17 protein-coding genes are annotated in these 13223 nt (G+C 62.7%); 15 read left to right on the top strand and 2 right to left on the bottom strand.

The genetic code is table 11. The annotated features are described in order from the left end of the window. From BKN37_RS21110 to BKN37_RS28940, 14 genes are all read left to right on the top strand, one after another. A partial coding sequence (locus BKN37_RS21110) for an FtsK/SpoIIIE domain-containing protein (protein ID WP_278184964.1) occupies nt 1–1444 on the top strand: 1444 nt, incomplete at its 5' end. After that, nucleotides 1441–3213 (top strand): type VII secretion protein EccCb, encoded by a 1773-nt coding sequence (gene eccCb, locus BKN37_RS21105; protein ID WP_071028913.1) that lies wholly within the window; start codon nt 1441–1443, stop codon nt 3211–3213. The genes BKN37_RS21110 and eccCb, both read left to right, overlap by 4 nt. A gap of 6 nt (nt 3214–3219) precedes the next feature. Continuing rightward, nucleotides 3220–3579: a histone-like nucleoid-structuring protein Lsr2 gene (locus BKN37_RS21100; RefSeq protein ID WP_071028912.1), complete on the top strand. Its 360-nt coding sequence runs from the start codon at nt 3220–3222 to the stop codon at nt 3577–3579. A 1366-nt stretch (nt 3580–4945) separates the two neighbouring features. After that, the gene (gene parA / locus BKN37_RS21095) at nt 4946–5665 is read left to right on the top strand and encodes a ParA family partition ATPase (protein ID WP_207547276.1); all 720 of its coding nucleotides are present in this window, start codon (nt 4946–4948) and stop codon (nt 5663–5665) included. Then, nucleotides 5662–6291 (top strand): hypothetical protein, encoded by a 630-nt coding sequence (locus BKN37_RS21090; protein ID WP_071028910.1) that lies wholly within the window; start codon nt 5662–5664, stop codon nt 6289–6291. The genes parA and BKN37_RS21090 overlap by 4 nt, the downstream gene beginning before the upstream one ends. After that, complete coding sequence (locus BKN37_RS21085) at nt 6291–6632, top strand: hypothetical protein (protein ID WP_071028909.1); 342 nt, start codon at nt 6291–6293, stop codon at nt 6630–6632. Before BKN37_RS21090 ends, BKN37_RS21085 begins: the two co-directional genes overlap by 1 nt. Next, entirely contained in the window at nt 6580–8265 is a 1686-nt protein-coding gene (locus BKN37_RS21080) for a hypothetical protein (protein ID WP_242657314.1), read from the top strand. The genes BKN37_RS21085 and BKN37_RS21080 overlap by 53 nt, the downstream gene beginning before the upstream one ends. A gap of 80 nt (nt 8266–8345) precedes the next feature. After that, nucleotides 8346–8621 carry a type II toxin-antitoxin system Phd/YefM family antitoxin gene (locus BKN37_RS28015; protein ID WP_083341942.1) on the top strand — a complete coding sequence of 92 codons (276 nt, stop codon included), beginning with the start codon at nt 8346–8348 and terminating at the stop codon, nt 8619–8621. Nucleotides 8622–8624: 3 nt separating this feature from the next. Next, on the top strand, nt 8625–9047 hold the full coding sequence (locus tag BKN37_RS21075) for a type II toxin-antitoxin system VapC family toxin (protein ID WP_071028907.1): 423 nt from the start codon (nt 8625–8627) through the stop codon (nt 9045–9047). Nucleotides 9048–9080: 33 nt separating this feature from the next. After that, complete coding sequence (locus BKN37_RS21070; protein ID WP_071028906.1) at nt 9081–9377, top strand: hypothetical protein; 297 nt, start codon at nt 9081–9083, stop codon at nt 9375–9377. Between the two features lie 34 nt (nt 9378–9411). Next, a complete protein-coding gene (locus BKN37_RS21065) occupies nt 9412–9684 on the top strand; it encodes a hypothetical protein (protein WP_071028905.1) in 273 nt (90 codons plus the stop codon). 133 nt (nt 9685–9817) lie between these two features. Further along, nucleotides 9818–9943: a helix-turn-helix domain-containing protein gene (locus BKN37_RS21060; RefSeq protein ID WP_242657313.1), complete on the top strand. Its 126-nt coding sequence runs from the start codon at nt 9818–9820 to the stop codon at nt 9941–9943. A gap of 837 nt (nt 9944–10780) precedes the next feature. Further along, nucleotides 10781–11122, top strand: a complete 342-nt coding sequence (locus tag BKN37_RS28945; RefSeq protein WP_131823665.1) for an XRE family transcriptional regulator — start codon at nt 10781–10783, stop codon at nt 11120–11122. A gap of 2 nt (nt 11123–11124) precedes the next feature. Next, complete coding sequence (locus BKN37_RS28940; RefSeq protein WP_131823664.1) at nt 11125–11424, top strand: hypothetical protein; 300 nt, start codon at nt 11125–11127, stop codon at nt 11422–11424. A 628-nt stretch (nt 11425–12052) separates the two neighbouring features. Here BKN37_RS28940 and BKN37_RS21055 read toward each other — a convergent pair. Then, nucleotides 12053–12418, bottom strand: a complete 366-nt coding sequence (locus BKN37_RS21055) for a hypothetical protein (protein WP_071028904.1) — start codon at nt 12416–12418, stop codon at nt 12053–12055. Beyond that, nucleotides 12415–12780 (bottom strand): hypothetical protein, encoded by a 366-nt coding sequence (locus BKN37_RS21050; protein ID WP_071028903.1) that lies wholly within the window; start codon nt 12778–12780, stop codon nt 12415–12417. The genes BKN37_RS21055 and BKN37_RS21050 overlap by 4 nt, the downstream gene beginning before the upstream one ends. 93 nt (nt 12781–12873) lie before the next feature. Between BKN37_RS21050 and BKN37_RS21045 the strand changes: the two genes are divergently transcribed. Further along, entirely contained in the window at nt 12874–13080 is a 207-nt protein-coding gene (locus BKN37_RS21045; RefSeq protein ID WP_071028902.1) for a hypothetical protein, read from the top strand. Nucleotides 13081–13223: the final 143 nt, after the last annotated feature.

Genomic DNA, 13223 nt, shown 5'->3' with positions numbered 1-13223 from the left:
AACCAAAACCACCCCCAGCGGCCCGTTACGCCTCATCTACCCCAACAACGACGACAACCTCACCGACCTCAACTCACGCGGCCGCCACCTCCCCGACGCCAAAACGACCGGCCCCTACACCATCGTGATCAACCTCGACGGCCAAACCACCTACCCCCTCGACGGCCGGTCCGGCGTCACCTACATCACCCTGGGCAACATCCGCGCCCAATACCAACTCAAAACCCCCGACGACGGCGGCCTCAGCGAAGCCAGTCGCGTGCGCTCCCCCGACCGCAAACCAGGCTGGCAGCACCTCGGCCAACCTGACGCCATGACCGTCGCGCAAGCCACCACCTTCGCCCGCCGACTCGCGCAATGGTCGATCACCGGACCTCAACCCAGCAGCGGCCCACGCGCCGCCGCGCCCAAAGACACCAGCTGGCTATCGCTGGTCGGCGCTAAAACCGTCGAAGACCTCACCCCAGACCGCTGGCAGGAATACTCCGAAGGGACTCTCGACGGCGCGATCGCCCCGGACCTCAACCGGCTACGCTTCCCGATCGGCCACGACACCGCCACCGGTGAAGTCGTCGCCCTTGACATCAAAGAGGGCGCCGAGGGGGGCTTTGGACCCCACGGCATGCTCATCGGCACCACCGGATCCGGCAAATCCGAATTCCTCAGAACCATGCTGTGCTCGGCCTGCGCCACCCACCACCCCAACCAGCTCAACATGATGCTCGTCGACTGGAAAGGCGGCACCACCTACCAGGGCATGGAAAACCAGCCACACGTCGTCGGAATCATCACCGACATGGAAGAAGAAGCCGACCTGACCGAACGTTTCGTCGTCACCATGCAAGGCGAGATCAACCGCCGCAAAATCCTCCAACGCGAGGCCGCAAGAAAACTCGGCGTCGCAATCGGCGACTTCCGAGTCTACGAACAGCACCGCCAAGCAGGAGCAGACATCCCCCCCGTGCCGGCCCTGTTCGTCGTGATCGACGAATTCGCCAACCTCATGGCTAAGCACCCCGAATTCGTCGATCCGTTCGTCGAAATCAGCATCGCTGGCCGCAGCCTTCGCATCCACCTGCTGCTGGCCACCCAAGCTATTACCACCCAAGTGTCCAACCAAATCGCCAAACTCGAAGTCAACCTCGACTACCGCATCGCCATGCGCACCGCCACCCCCGGCGAATCCAAGGCCGTGATCGGCAACCCGGAAGCGCACTACATCAAGAAGGGAGAAGAGGGGGAAGGCTACCTGCGCACCGTCCCGGACGAGGATCCCATCAGATTCCGAGCCGCCTACACCGGCGGTACGTACAACCCCCACAAACCCCCGACGGCCGCCACGCCTGCAGTCAGCACCACCGCCGACGATGCGACACCCACGCCGACCTGGGAACCCACTGTAGAACTGTTCACCACCGCCAACGCCACGCGAGACGACCGATGACCACAACGCACACCCCCCAGCTGACCCTGCGCGACGCCGCCCTACGAGTCATGGCCACCGGCTACAACGGCCCGCCGGCCTACATTCCCTGGCGCCCCCCACTTCAAAACCCGACTGCCGTCAACAACCTCATCGCCGCCACCACCCGCCACCACCTCGAAATCCCCATGGGCATCATCGACCTGCCTTACCACCACAAACAACTCCCATGGATGGTCAACCTCACCGGAACAACCGCCTCAGCAGCCATCGGCGGCGCCAAGCAACACGGAAAAACCACCTTCTGCGAAACACTCATCGTGTCGACCGCAGCCACCCACGCACCCACCGATGCGCAATTCTTCTGCCTCGACTTCTCCGCCAGCCGACTCGTCCAACTCGAAGCACTGCCCCACGTCGCCGGCGTAGCCACCCGAACCGACGTTCCCCGTATACGGCGCACAGTGGCCGAACTCAAAGCCATCCGCGACCGCCGCCAAACGCTCTTCACCACCCACCGCATCCCCGGCTGGAACACCTACCGCCAACTACGCACCACCAACCCCGACCACCCAGCAGCACAAGACCCCTACGGCGACATCGTCTTCATCATCGACGGCTGGGACGTCTTCAGCACCGACACCTGGCTCCCCGACCAGCTCAAACCCGACCACGACAAGTTCTTCCTCCCCACCGTCGAAGACCTCCTAAACACCGGCCCCGACCACGGGATCCACACCGTCATCACCTGCACCCGCTGGCAATCGCTACGCGGCAAATTCCGAGACAACCTCCCCCTCAAAATCGACCTACACCAAGCCGACGAAAACGACGCGGGCACCGACATCCGCATCGCCCGCACCGTCCCCGACAAGCCCGGTCGCGCCATCAGCACCGAAAAACAACACATCATGATCGCCGCCCCCCGCCTCGATGGCCAAAACACCATCGCCGGCATCGAAGACACCTACAAACACACCATCGCCACCATCGCCACACAATGGAGCGGCCACCCAACCCCACCCAAACTGGCAGTACTCCCCGCACAGCATCCGATCCGCCAACTCCTCGACGCCAACCCCACCCAACCCACCGACCCCCGCACAACCCGCTGGAAAATCCCGATCGGCATCGCCGAATCAACCGTCGGCACCGCCATCCTCGACTTGGCCGAACAACCACACCTGCTGGTCTTCGGCGAACCCGGATCCGGCAAAACCACCGCCGCACGGGCGATCGCAACAGCAATCACCCAGCGAAACACGCCCCAACAGGTCATATTCATGATCGTCGATTTCCGCGGCGGCCTCAAAGGTGCTGTCCCAGACGACTACATGATGGTCTCTCCTCGAACTCCCTTTTATGTGCGCAACCCCAAAGAGCTGACCCAAGCTGTCCAAGACCTAGAAGCAGGGCTGAGCAACCCCGCACGGCGGACACAGGGCCGCGACATCGTCGTGCTCGTCGACAACTGGCACCAGGTCCTCACCGCCGACCCGATGGCCATGCAAGGACTCACCGACGCGATCATGACCCCCGAATCAGGACTCCACCTCATCGCCACCTGCCTGGCCAGCCACATGACCCCCGCAACCAACGGCACCCGCAGCGCGACAGGAAGCGCCTGGAGCGTCGGCGCCCACGCCTTGCTCTTATCCGGCGACAAAGAGAACTACTACACGCGCGCATTCAGCTTCACCAAGCGCCCCCCAGGCCAAGCCCTCTACATCAACAACAGCGCACCCCGGGACGTCATCCAAATCGGCTACGAACCACCACCAGAAAACTAGCCGCTCGTGGCCACCCGAATCAGCAAGGAACTCGTCGACGACACCGACGGCACCACCGGCGACGTGACCACCGTGCCCTTCAGCATCCGTGACGAACGCTTCGAAATCGACCTATCCCCCGCCAACGAAGCCCGCTTACGCGCCGACCTACAACCTTGGATAAACCAGGCCAGAAAGCCCACCAAGCCACGAAAACGCCGCGGTAAGTACAAGTACACCGGAGCCAGCACCAACGACCCCGCAGCAGTCCGCAAATGGGCCCTCGAACACGGCCTCAGCGTGTCCACCACCGGTCGGCTGCCCAGCGCCATCATCGCCAGCTACAACGCGGCGGCGACGACGACGACACTCCAACCACCGCAATAGGCAGCAACAGGTTCCCTGGACCACTGGCTACCAGGAAGGCAAGGAAACTGGTTGCCTGGGCCCCTGTCACCGTGACGAAACAGGCGCGATAAGCAGGGCGGTGGCCGAGGCGCTCTCTTTGCCGCCATGTTGTTGTTGTTGTTGTCATTCGACCCGAGACATCATCTCTCGGAAGCTGCGGCCGTCAGGCGATGACGACCCCCCGTGATCAGCGGCGCTGCAGCCCTTATTCGAGGTCGGGTGGCAATGCCTCAGATCAGTTGGCAACGAACAACCGCATCACCACTCCCCCACTCCCAAGCGGCGCAAACAATCCGGCTGGCGCCGGTGCCGGGCGCAGGATCTCCCGGGGTCTGTCACCAACTGATCGCCGGCCATGCGGGTAGCCGCTAAATAGTGGGTCCACCTGGACCAAGCCGCGCGCAGGGTGACCAGGAACGTCGCAGATCACTCTAAACCAGAGAACCAGGCCACCGGCGAGGCCCCACAGGCGACCAGCGTGCCAGCGGCATCACAGAACGCCAACACCCAGACAACCGTGGCACCCAGAGACCCAGACCGACCATGCGTAGCCACGACACCAGAACGCCAGAGGCACAGGGGGACAGCGGCAACACGGAACAAGGAACACAGTGGTGAGGCGACACCACAAAACCGGACAGCCAGGGAAGCACGTCAGCTCGGTAAGCCAGTGCACCAGAGTCACCAGAGACCGCCCAACGCCAGAGACCCAGCGGTGCCATGGAGCACTGAGAGCCGGAAACACAGGGCAGACATGAGTGACATGTAACCAGAGCAGCCAGAACACCAGGCAGGCCCGTAAAACCCGGAAACCAGGGACACCCTGCCGACCTGCGACCCAGAACACCAGATACAAGATAGTAGGGGAGTGGCGCATAAGTGCACGACCTGTGAGAACCAGTAACCCACCGAACCAGAGACCCAGCAAGCCAGACATAGCAAGTGCGCTAGGCCCGATTCGCCCCGGATAAGCCCCAGGCCGCGCTCACACATCTCACCAGCCCCTCACGCGGCAAACCAGCAGCTATATAGGGCTATCGTGGCGCGGCGTCGAAGCCTCGGCCAGCCGCCGGCGGGTCGTGGAATCGCCGCCTACAGCCGGCTGGACGCGCGGAATCAAGGCCAACAGGAACATCGGCCACCCGCTACAGCCAGAGAGGCCAGGAACAGCGCGAAGCCAGACAACCAGATAACCAGGCCACAGGTATACGCGCATAACCAGGAGACCATAGGCAGGCTGATAGCACACGGAGACAGTGACCCAGGAAAGCTATCTAGCCGAGCAGGCAAGAGACACAGAAATGCCCGCAAAATGTGCAGCAAGCGACCCAGTCAACCGGTTAGCATGACAACCATGATTTATGGCTTCCTCAACCAGAAGGGCGGGGTAGGGAAGACCACCCTGTCCGTCAACCACTCCATGGAACTGGCCCGCCGCGGCCGCCGAGTCCTCCACATCGACGCCGACCCCCAAGAGTCGTCCCTGGACTGGCATAACGAACGGCTCCTCAACGGCCACAAGCCACTGATCAACGTCATGGGCTACCCCAAACCGTCGCTGCGAGACGCCATCGCAGCCCACATCGACGACTACGACGACGTGGTCATCGACGGCCCCGCCCGAATCGAATCCCTCGGTCGCGCCGCAGTACTGGCCTGCGACCTCATCGTCATCCCGATCCAACCCAGCGGCCTCGACGCCTGGGCCAGCGCAGAAATCCTCGACATCCTCGAAACCTCGAAGATCTACCGCCCGACCCTGACCGCGGTATTCGTCATCAACCGCCGCATCACCGGCACCAAAATCTCTAGAGCCGTGAAAAAGGGCCTCACAGGCCTAGGGCCGACGCTGATGGACACCACCATCGACCAGCGCGTCGCCTACGCCGAATCGATGGGACAAGGACTCGCCGTCCACGAACACGACCCAACATCACCGGCCGTCGACGAAATCACCGAACTAACAACCGAACTCGAAAAACACCTCACCGAACACCTCGAAAACCTAGAAACCCAGGCACCCGGACACCCAGACACCCAGGAACCACTGGAGACTGCGAAATGACCAGCACCAAACACACCCCAGACGTCATCAGCCCCATCCGGCCCCGCCGCAAAATGCCGGCCCTGGCCGCCGACCCCGACGCCTGGATCAACAGCGGCCAAACCCCCAACGCGCCAGAACAACCCACGCCCACACCGGTACCTGAGCCCGCGCCCCAGCCCGAGCCCGAAAAGGACACAGCGGCGCAACCCATCACCGACCCCACCGCCGGCAGCGGGCCCGTGTCACCGCCACCGCCGCCAGCACTCAGTGAACCGCCAGCACCCAGTGAAGAGGCAACCTCCGGCCACACGGCCGAGGCGGCACCCGACAAAAAGCCAAAGACGAAGGTCTTCACACTCGACATCCCCACCGCCCTGCACAAGAACATGCGCCGCAAAACGATTCTCGCCGGCACCAACATGACCGCCGACGCCCAACGCGTCCTCGACAACGCCTACAACACAGGCACCCCACCCCAAGACATCCCCGACTATCCACGCCTGGACCCCAGCGAAACCCAGAGGATCACCATCGCCCTCACCCACGACCTGCACACCAAAATCAAACTCAACACCCTGGAAAGCGGCTCAACCATGGCCAACGAGATCCGCTACCACCTCGAACGCGAATACGCAGGGGAGTGATGTCGACGCTGATTTTCACACGGGACGGAGCATCGGTCGCGTACACGCGGCTCGAGCAGCCGCTCGCCGACGAACCGGGTGTGGTCGGCGGGGGACTGTTGGCCGGCGATCCCGCTCTGGTGACAGTGGTGCGGCGAATCCTGACCGGCGTCACGCCCGAGCGTGTCTGTGTGGCTGAACCGAACGTGTATTACCAGTTCACCGCGGCGCGAGACACGCTGGCCGACGTGGCCGCGGCGATGTTGGCCGCCGGCAGCGGCCGGGGCCAGTTGTCTGACCTGGGCTGGGATGTGCTGGCCCAGGCCGTCGGCGACGACGGCGCCCAGGGCGCCATTCACTAAACAACGACCGGGATTCGACCGGGACGTCTGCCACGCATGGGGGACAAGGAAAACCCTGTTCAATGGTACTTTGAGGCCTGTGTGTCGATCGAAAGACAGGGGAGGACGTCGCTGCCCCTGCTGTCGAGGAGACCGCCGCCGCGCATACCAGCGCTTGCGCTACGCCCTACAAAAAGCAGAACAAAACCACCTCGACCCGACCCCACCCGATAATCCCGACGACCCCAGCACCGATAGCCCACCGTCGACCCAAACCGGGCCCGATCTCGAGCAGCGGCGCCTCGACACCGCCCACACCCTCGACACCGCACTCGCCGCCTACAGGGCCAACCCGCGCGGCGCAACCCCGCAAGTCATCGACGCCTACGCCGGCGCAGTCATCGCTCACGGCGCAGCACTGCGAGACCTAGCCCTTCACCAAGCCGAACAAAACCTGCAGCACCACGGACTCGACGACACCGCGGCCGCGGCCCGCGCCGCCGCCATCGCCCAAAACATCAAACGCCTCGACGACGAGATCGCAGCCACCCGGGCCCGCGCAGCCACCGGCGTCACCGATGCCGACAGCGCAGCAGCGACGGTCGACGAACTAGCCAGAACCAAAGCCCAACTGGTGCACGACGCCTTCCGCGAATCCCAGCAGATGAACCAACAGCGCGCCGAAATCGTCCGCGACGCCTACTACCGCGTGCTCGCTGATGAACGATCATTCGGAACAGCAGAAACCATCCCCATCAACGCCGCCAAAATGAGCCGCGCCGATCGCGCCATGTTCACCGCCGCCATCGCGTCATACCCAGACGAGATGGTCAAACACGCCAACGAGCTGGGGGACATGCTCGCCAAACGCTCCAAAGCCGCCCGCGCCCACTACAACGCCGCCAAACCACAAAAGAGGCGACGGACCCGAACCGAAGTACTCGACCTGTCCGAAGCACTCGACCACGGCCGGCTGACACCGCTGCGCAGCTACTTCGTCGACTCACCCGAAGCAATGGCATCCGGCAACGGAACGACCACAGACCTCCTCGCCAGCAAGTACGCGACCATCCCACGCACACCAGACAACGAACGACGCCTCGCCGAGCTGATCACCGACTTCAACGACGGCCGCACAACAACACAGGCCCGCATGGAATTCGCCACCAAACAAGGCGCCAACGGCCCCGAAGAAGTGATCTACGTGAGAGGAACCCGCACACGAACCACGATGGTCACCGTCGGCGTGGCCGCCGAAATCACCTACAGCGACGCCCCCTCAATGATTCACGAACTAGCCCACCGCATGGAAGACCGAAACCCCGAAATCAGCTTCGTCACAAAACACTTCCTGCACCAGCGCACCGCAGGACAACCCAAAGAACGCTACTACAAAAACGAATGGACCACCCCCGACGGCTTCGCCGACAGATACATGGGCAAGGACTACCCGAACACCCACCACACCGAACTTTTGTCATGCGGCATGGAAGCAATCACACACGGCCGATTCGGCGGACTACGCGGCCAGGCCAGCATCGACCTCAACAACCCCGACGGCAAGAGCGCGATCGAGACGATCATCCCCCTGCGCGCGGACCCCGAACACCTGGCCCTGGTCCTGGGAATCCTGGCCGCCGCCAACAAACCGTGACGCCGTCACCGCCCGTGGCGCGCAACATCGCCGAGAGTTAAAAGATGATATGTAGAACCGGGGAGTAGTACATTGGTGGGGTGAGTGAAGTATCGATTCGTGTGCTCAACCAGGAGACGTCGAAAGTGCTGGCACGGGTAAAGCAGGGCGAGGAAATCACCTTGACCGAGCGAGGCGCGGTCATAGCTCGCATCGTCCCAGCAAAGCCAGGTCCACTGGATGGACTGATCAGCGCCGGCAGGGTAGTGCCGGCTCGATCACGGGGGGTCGCGCCACGTCCGACGGTCCCAATGCGCACCGGCGACGAAGACGCCGGCACACTGCTCGCGCGGCTGCGTGCCGAGGAACGGTATTAACACGTGATCTACCTGGACACCTCCGCGCTGGTAAAGCTCATCCGCGATGAGGCCGAATCTCAAGATCTGGCCGATTGGCTCGATGAGCGAGTCGACATCCCATGGATCACCTCGGTGCTGACGGAGGTGGAACTACCGCGAGCGATCCGTACGGTCGCTCCGGAAGGGTTGGCAGCGGTGCCTGCTGTGCTGGACCGTTTGGACCGATTCGAGATCGACACCGTAGTGCGCGCCACCGCAGCCGCCTACCCCGATGACAAACTGCGATCACTGGACGCGATACACCTAGCCACCGCCCAAACCGCTTCGGCCGCCGCTTCGTTGACCGCGCTCGTCGCCTACGATCACCGCCTCCGACAAGCGGCCACCAACCTCGGGATCCCCATCGCCGCGCCCGGAACCCAACCAAGCAATCGAACGGAATAGTCCACGAAACGCACCCGAGACGGAGAGAATCAGATGATCCACGCCAGCCCAACGCCACCTGGGGCGACGGCATTCCGCGACCAGCTCCACACCGATGCCGCCGAATTTGTCGCCAAGATCACCGCCAAGAAGCAAGCGTTTGTCACCCACCCCGACCGTCAGGACCACGGCACGGTGGTAGACAGCAGCGCGCCGGCCTGGACACCGAACGACCTAACCGCCGACCCGCCAGATGCCGGCATGGTCAAGGTCCGTTGGTTCGACAGTGTCGACACCACCCAGCTCTACTGGGAATACGCCGCCGAACTGCGGCCCGCCGAAGTCCGCTGAGGTACCTGTCGGTGGACGAGAAGATGATTCGGCTATGAACAAGGATGATGTGGTGTTCTCGTTGCCGGACCGGCGCATTGTCCGCGCGCTCTGGCTCGGCGTCTTGGCCGCGGCGTTGGCCTGGAACATGTGCCTTGTGATCGCTGCCGAGCCGTATAGGGACTGGCCTGCCTTCCCACGCCTGTTCGCAGGAGCCATCTACGCCGCCGGCGGCTGCCTGTACGCGTCGCGAGCACGCGACGCATGGCGCGGCTACCGCCACCGGCCCACCGACGCTCGCATCGAACAAATCGACCACCCGCAATAGGCAGGCGCTGTCAGGCCTGACGAGCATCATGAAGCCATGGACGCCACCACCACCGCAGGTACCGCGGAGGATCGTTCGATTCAGCGAGGCACGGCCACGGTCATTACTCACCCAGGCAGAACTCGCCCGGAAGATGGGCACGACGCAGTCGGCGATCGCCGCGATCGAATCCGGTACCCGCACCCCGACCGTCGAGCTGCTCGAACGCCTCGCCCGCGCCTGCGGTCAACGACTCACAATCAGCATCGACGCCGCATAATCGAGCCTGGGCTACGGCAGACAATGAGAGGACCGAACCTCACCGGGACCGCCTGGCTACGGCGGTCCGACCAGACGCGCATCGTGATCGTCGAACACGACGGATATCGGTGGATGAAAGCCTGCAACTATGCGACTGGACGCCGATTTGGCATCTCCATCCAGGGATTGTCGGCCAAGTACGTCCGCGCAGATACCCACGACAAGCCCCAAAGGATCGGTCGCACGGGAAGTCCCCAATGACGGCCACCGCGTCACCACAACCAACCCACAATTGAGCCCGGTGGCAGTACGAGGAAAGGAGACTACGTGACTCGACAAGACCTGCCTCCATGCGTCAGCAGGGAGTGGCCGGTCGTGACGCGCTGCAGTGCAACCGTCGCACTCACCGCCAACGAACGCGAAGCAATCGACGGCGCCGCCGGCGGATACGCATCACAGCCAACCGGACAGTGCAAACTGGCTGCGGGTCACCAAGGACCGCACTACGCACTTGCCCAAGGCGGCAGCGACAACCACGAGACCTGGCTGGCATGGGACGACGAGCGGACCCTACGTGAGTTCCGACGAAAATCGGATTGCAGGCTCGAAATTCCGCTGGCGCAGACAGGGACAACCGCGACCTCCACATGCATGCTCTTCGAAGGGCATCCCGGCCCACACGACATTGAAGGCGGTGGGTCGCTGTGGTGGTGGGGAGACCCCCAACCCGAGATCCATCATCGAACTGGCGGAAAGGGGAACAGCGCACATGAACGCTCCGGATCTAGCTCCTGTTGAACTCGCGCGAAGGATAAACCGGCTTTTCGAGGTCACACACAAACGCGCAGAGCCCCCGATGTCCACGAGCGCCGCAGCCGATGCCATCACCGCCGAAAGCGGCGTGCCCCTCAGTGCAGCAACCCTGACGGCGCTGCGAGCGGGCGACAAGACCGATTCCACTAACGCCAAACTGGGCGCTATAGCCAAGTTCTTCGGCGTGCCAGAAGACTACCTCCTCACTCCCGGCACCAACCCCGACATCGACGCGCAGCTCAACCTGCTTCAAGCAATACGTGACGCGGGAATTCAGAACATACACACGTGTGGCGGAGCCACACCGGCCGGACCCGAGGCACTAAACGAGCTAGCGACCCTGATCAACCAGCAGATTAACCACGATTCGCCCAAAAGGAAGTGACGATGAGCATTGAAAACGCCAAGCGCACTGCACCTACGACTGAGCACGATGACGCCCAGAAGGGAAGCATTGACCGTGGACTGTTCGAAAATCTCGCGGCAATAGTGGCGCGGATCAAGCTGCGTAGAGGCGAAAGAATTGCAGCTCGGGAACTGTTGCAGACCGCAAAGCTCAAGGAGGAGACGCTGATGCCGCTGGCGTCAACCCCGGAGGTCACAGCTAGCCTGAATACGCTCTACCGCGAGAGCATCGCGACACTAACAACGCTTGTCGAACGCAGTGCCGCACCCAATGGACAGTGAAAGGCGCTGAGCCATAAGGGTGTAAGGGGTATAGCCGCAGCCTAAGGGCCAGGAAAAGGAGAGAGACCAAGATGGCTGACAATAACCAAAGAATTCTGCTCGTCGACGACGACCCGTACCCAATGTACGAGCCCCTGTCCGACCTACCTCCGATGGACCACTCGTCCGTTGACCTCACCCACTTCATCCAACAAGTCGGCGACGAGATCGCACAACGGCGACTCAACCACAAGAGAACGAGACCATGATGGGCTCCCCACCACCCCTGAATCCACCGCGCCTAGGCGATCCCATCTGGACACACGCCTCCTACGTCAAGCGGTCCAGTGCGGAAAAGCAGGCGCAGTATTGGAACCTAGCCATAGCTGACGATCCAGCATTTGGCCCCGATTGTGGCCTGGCTGTGGGCGTGGCACCGCTGAAAGACGCGGATGGCCGCTACCCACTGGTGTGGATAGCGTCCTCTAGTCTGAGTGAGCGCACGCCGTGTTGACTGATCGGCATTACATCGTCGTCACAGTGGGAACTGGCAACCGTGAAGATGATTGGCGTGACAGTTACTCCAGCGATGGCGTGCGGTTCTCCGATGCGCCGGCGGCAATCGACCACGGGTTGAAGTCCACCGGCTCTAGGGGTTTCCTCTGTCGAGCAGGTTGTAGGTCCGGTTCGAACCCGAGACGCGCTTCAACTCGGCGGCAACGGCACTCAACTCCGTGCGGGATTCCCGAACCGGATGCAACCTCCTCCACCCCTTAAACCGTCCCTCGCGCAACAGGTCCCGGACCTCATCTGCCACCGCACCGCCCCCGACAACATGGAGAGCGTTACTTCCACGAATCTTGAACAAGTGGGCGCGATCGTGAGGCGCGCCGGGATCGGGCGACTTAACCACGATGCCCTCGGGAACGTGGTACTGGCCCAACTCCGCCACAGCCTCGGCCAGCCGACCCTGGACAGTATCCGGCGAATCGGGGCGGTCCTCGGTGCTGCTCATGTCACCTTGCCGCTAAACCGCTTGTATGCGGTGGCGCGGGCGACGCCGAGAGCGCTGCCGATATCCGCCCACGAGGCGCCACGATGATGGGCATCCGCGACCGCCGGGGTCGGGTCCATAGCCGCACGGATAAGGCGGATCACCAAGACGGCCCATCTCCGTTCAAAGGGGGACAGGCGGTGATATTGCGGGTTGGCGACGTCGCGCCGTACCAAGATCCGGGTGATTTCGTCCGGGCTAAGGCCGACTCCCGGCCCGTCCGCGAGCCAACCAGACGCGACCGCGCGTGCGGCCGCGAGCGCGTCGGTCGCGATCTGATGCTGAGCCGCGGCCACCGCATCCGCGTCGAGGTCGTCAAACACGGATCTGAGAGTAGCAATCGTCTAGACACCAAAAAGAATCTATGACACGCTAATGTTCAGAAATGAAACACTGATGGAAAAAGAGGAGACAGCGTGTATGTGGCGTCCAGCGGCGAACAAGCCGACGCTGCCCAGTACGCCACCGTGGTCCACGACATGTATGTCACAGGTCAACGTGCCCGAAACGTGTTCCACGATGCCCTACAGGCGTACGGCCTGCTAGCGCAGTTCACCGACAAGATCGCCCACGTGGATCACCTGCTCTCCATCCTCGCCGCCGCGGTGCAAACCAGCTGCTAGGCCACATGACCGGATGTTCTGAGGGAGGAAGAAAAAATGAGCACAGACACGCTGATAAACCCGCTGGTCACCGATACCATAGGGACCATGGCGCCACCGTTCCCACCACAATCGGTGTACGGCGCTGCGCCCACACTCCCACC

It is taken from the genome of Mycobacterium talmoniae (assembly GCF_001854525.1).
In the GTDB taxonomy this organism is placed as follows: domain Bacteria; phylum Actinomycetota; class Actinomycetes; order Mycobacteriales; family Mycobacteriaceae; genus Mycobacterium; species Mycobacterium talmoniae.
The sequence above is the reverse complement of the archived record's forward strand: the minus strand, read 5'-3'. Positions and strand labels throughout refer to the sequence as shown.

What these genes read in the sequence shown, in the direction of transcription:
- BKN37_RS21090 (WP_071028910.1), top strand. Translation starts at nt 5,662, where the DNA reads ATGACCAGCACCAAACACACCCCAGACGTCATCAGCCCCATCCGGCCC.
- parA (WP_207547276.1), top strand. Translation starts at nt 4,946, where the DNA reads ATGACAACCATGATTTATGGCTTCCTCAACCAGAAGGGCGGGGTAGGG.
- BKN37_RS21065 (WP_071028905.1), top strand. Translation starts at nt 9,412, where the DNA reads ATGAACAAGGATGATGTGGTGTTCTCGTTGCCGGACCGGCGCATTGTC.
- BKN37_RS28940 (WP_131823664.1), top strand. Translation starts at nt 11,125, where the DNA reads ATGAGCATTGAAAACGCCAAGCGCACTGCACCTACGACTGAGCACGAT.
- eccCb (WP_071028913.1), top strand. Translation starts at nt 1,441, where the DNA reads ATGACCACAACGCACACCCCCCAGCTGACCCTGCGCGACGCCGCCCTA.
- BKN37_RS28945 (WP_131823665.1), top strand. Translation starts at nt 10,781, where the DNA reads ATGTCCACGAGCGCCGCAGCCGATGCCATCACCGCCGAAAGCGGCGTG.
- BKN37_RS21055 (WP_071028904.1), bottom strand. Translation starts at nt 12,418, where the DNA reads ATGAGCAGCACCGAGGACCGCCCCGATTCGCCGGATACTGTCCAGGGT.
- BKN37_RS21085 (WP_071028909.1), top strand. Translation starts at nt 6,291, where the DNA reads ATGTCGACGCTGATTTTCACACGGGACGGAGCATCGGTCGCGTACACG.
- BKN37_RS21060 (WP_242657313.1), top strand. Translation starts at nt 9,818, where the DNA reads ATGGGCACGACGCAGTCGGCGATCGCCGCGATCGAATCCGGTACCCGC.
- BKN37_RS21080 (WP_242657314.1), top strand. Translation starts at nt 6,580, where the DNA reads ATGTGCTGGCCCAGGCCGTCGGCGACGACGGCGCCCAGGGCGCCATTC.
- BKN37_RS21070 (WP_071028906.1), top strand. Translation starts at nt 9,081, where the DNA reads ATGATCCACGCCAGCCCAACGCCACCTGGGGCGACGGCATTCCGCGAC.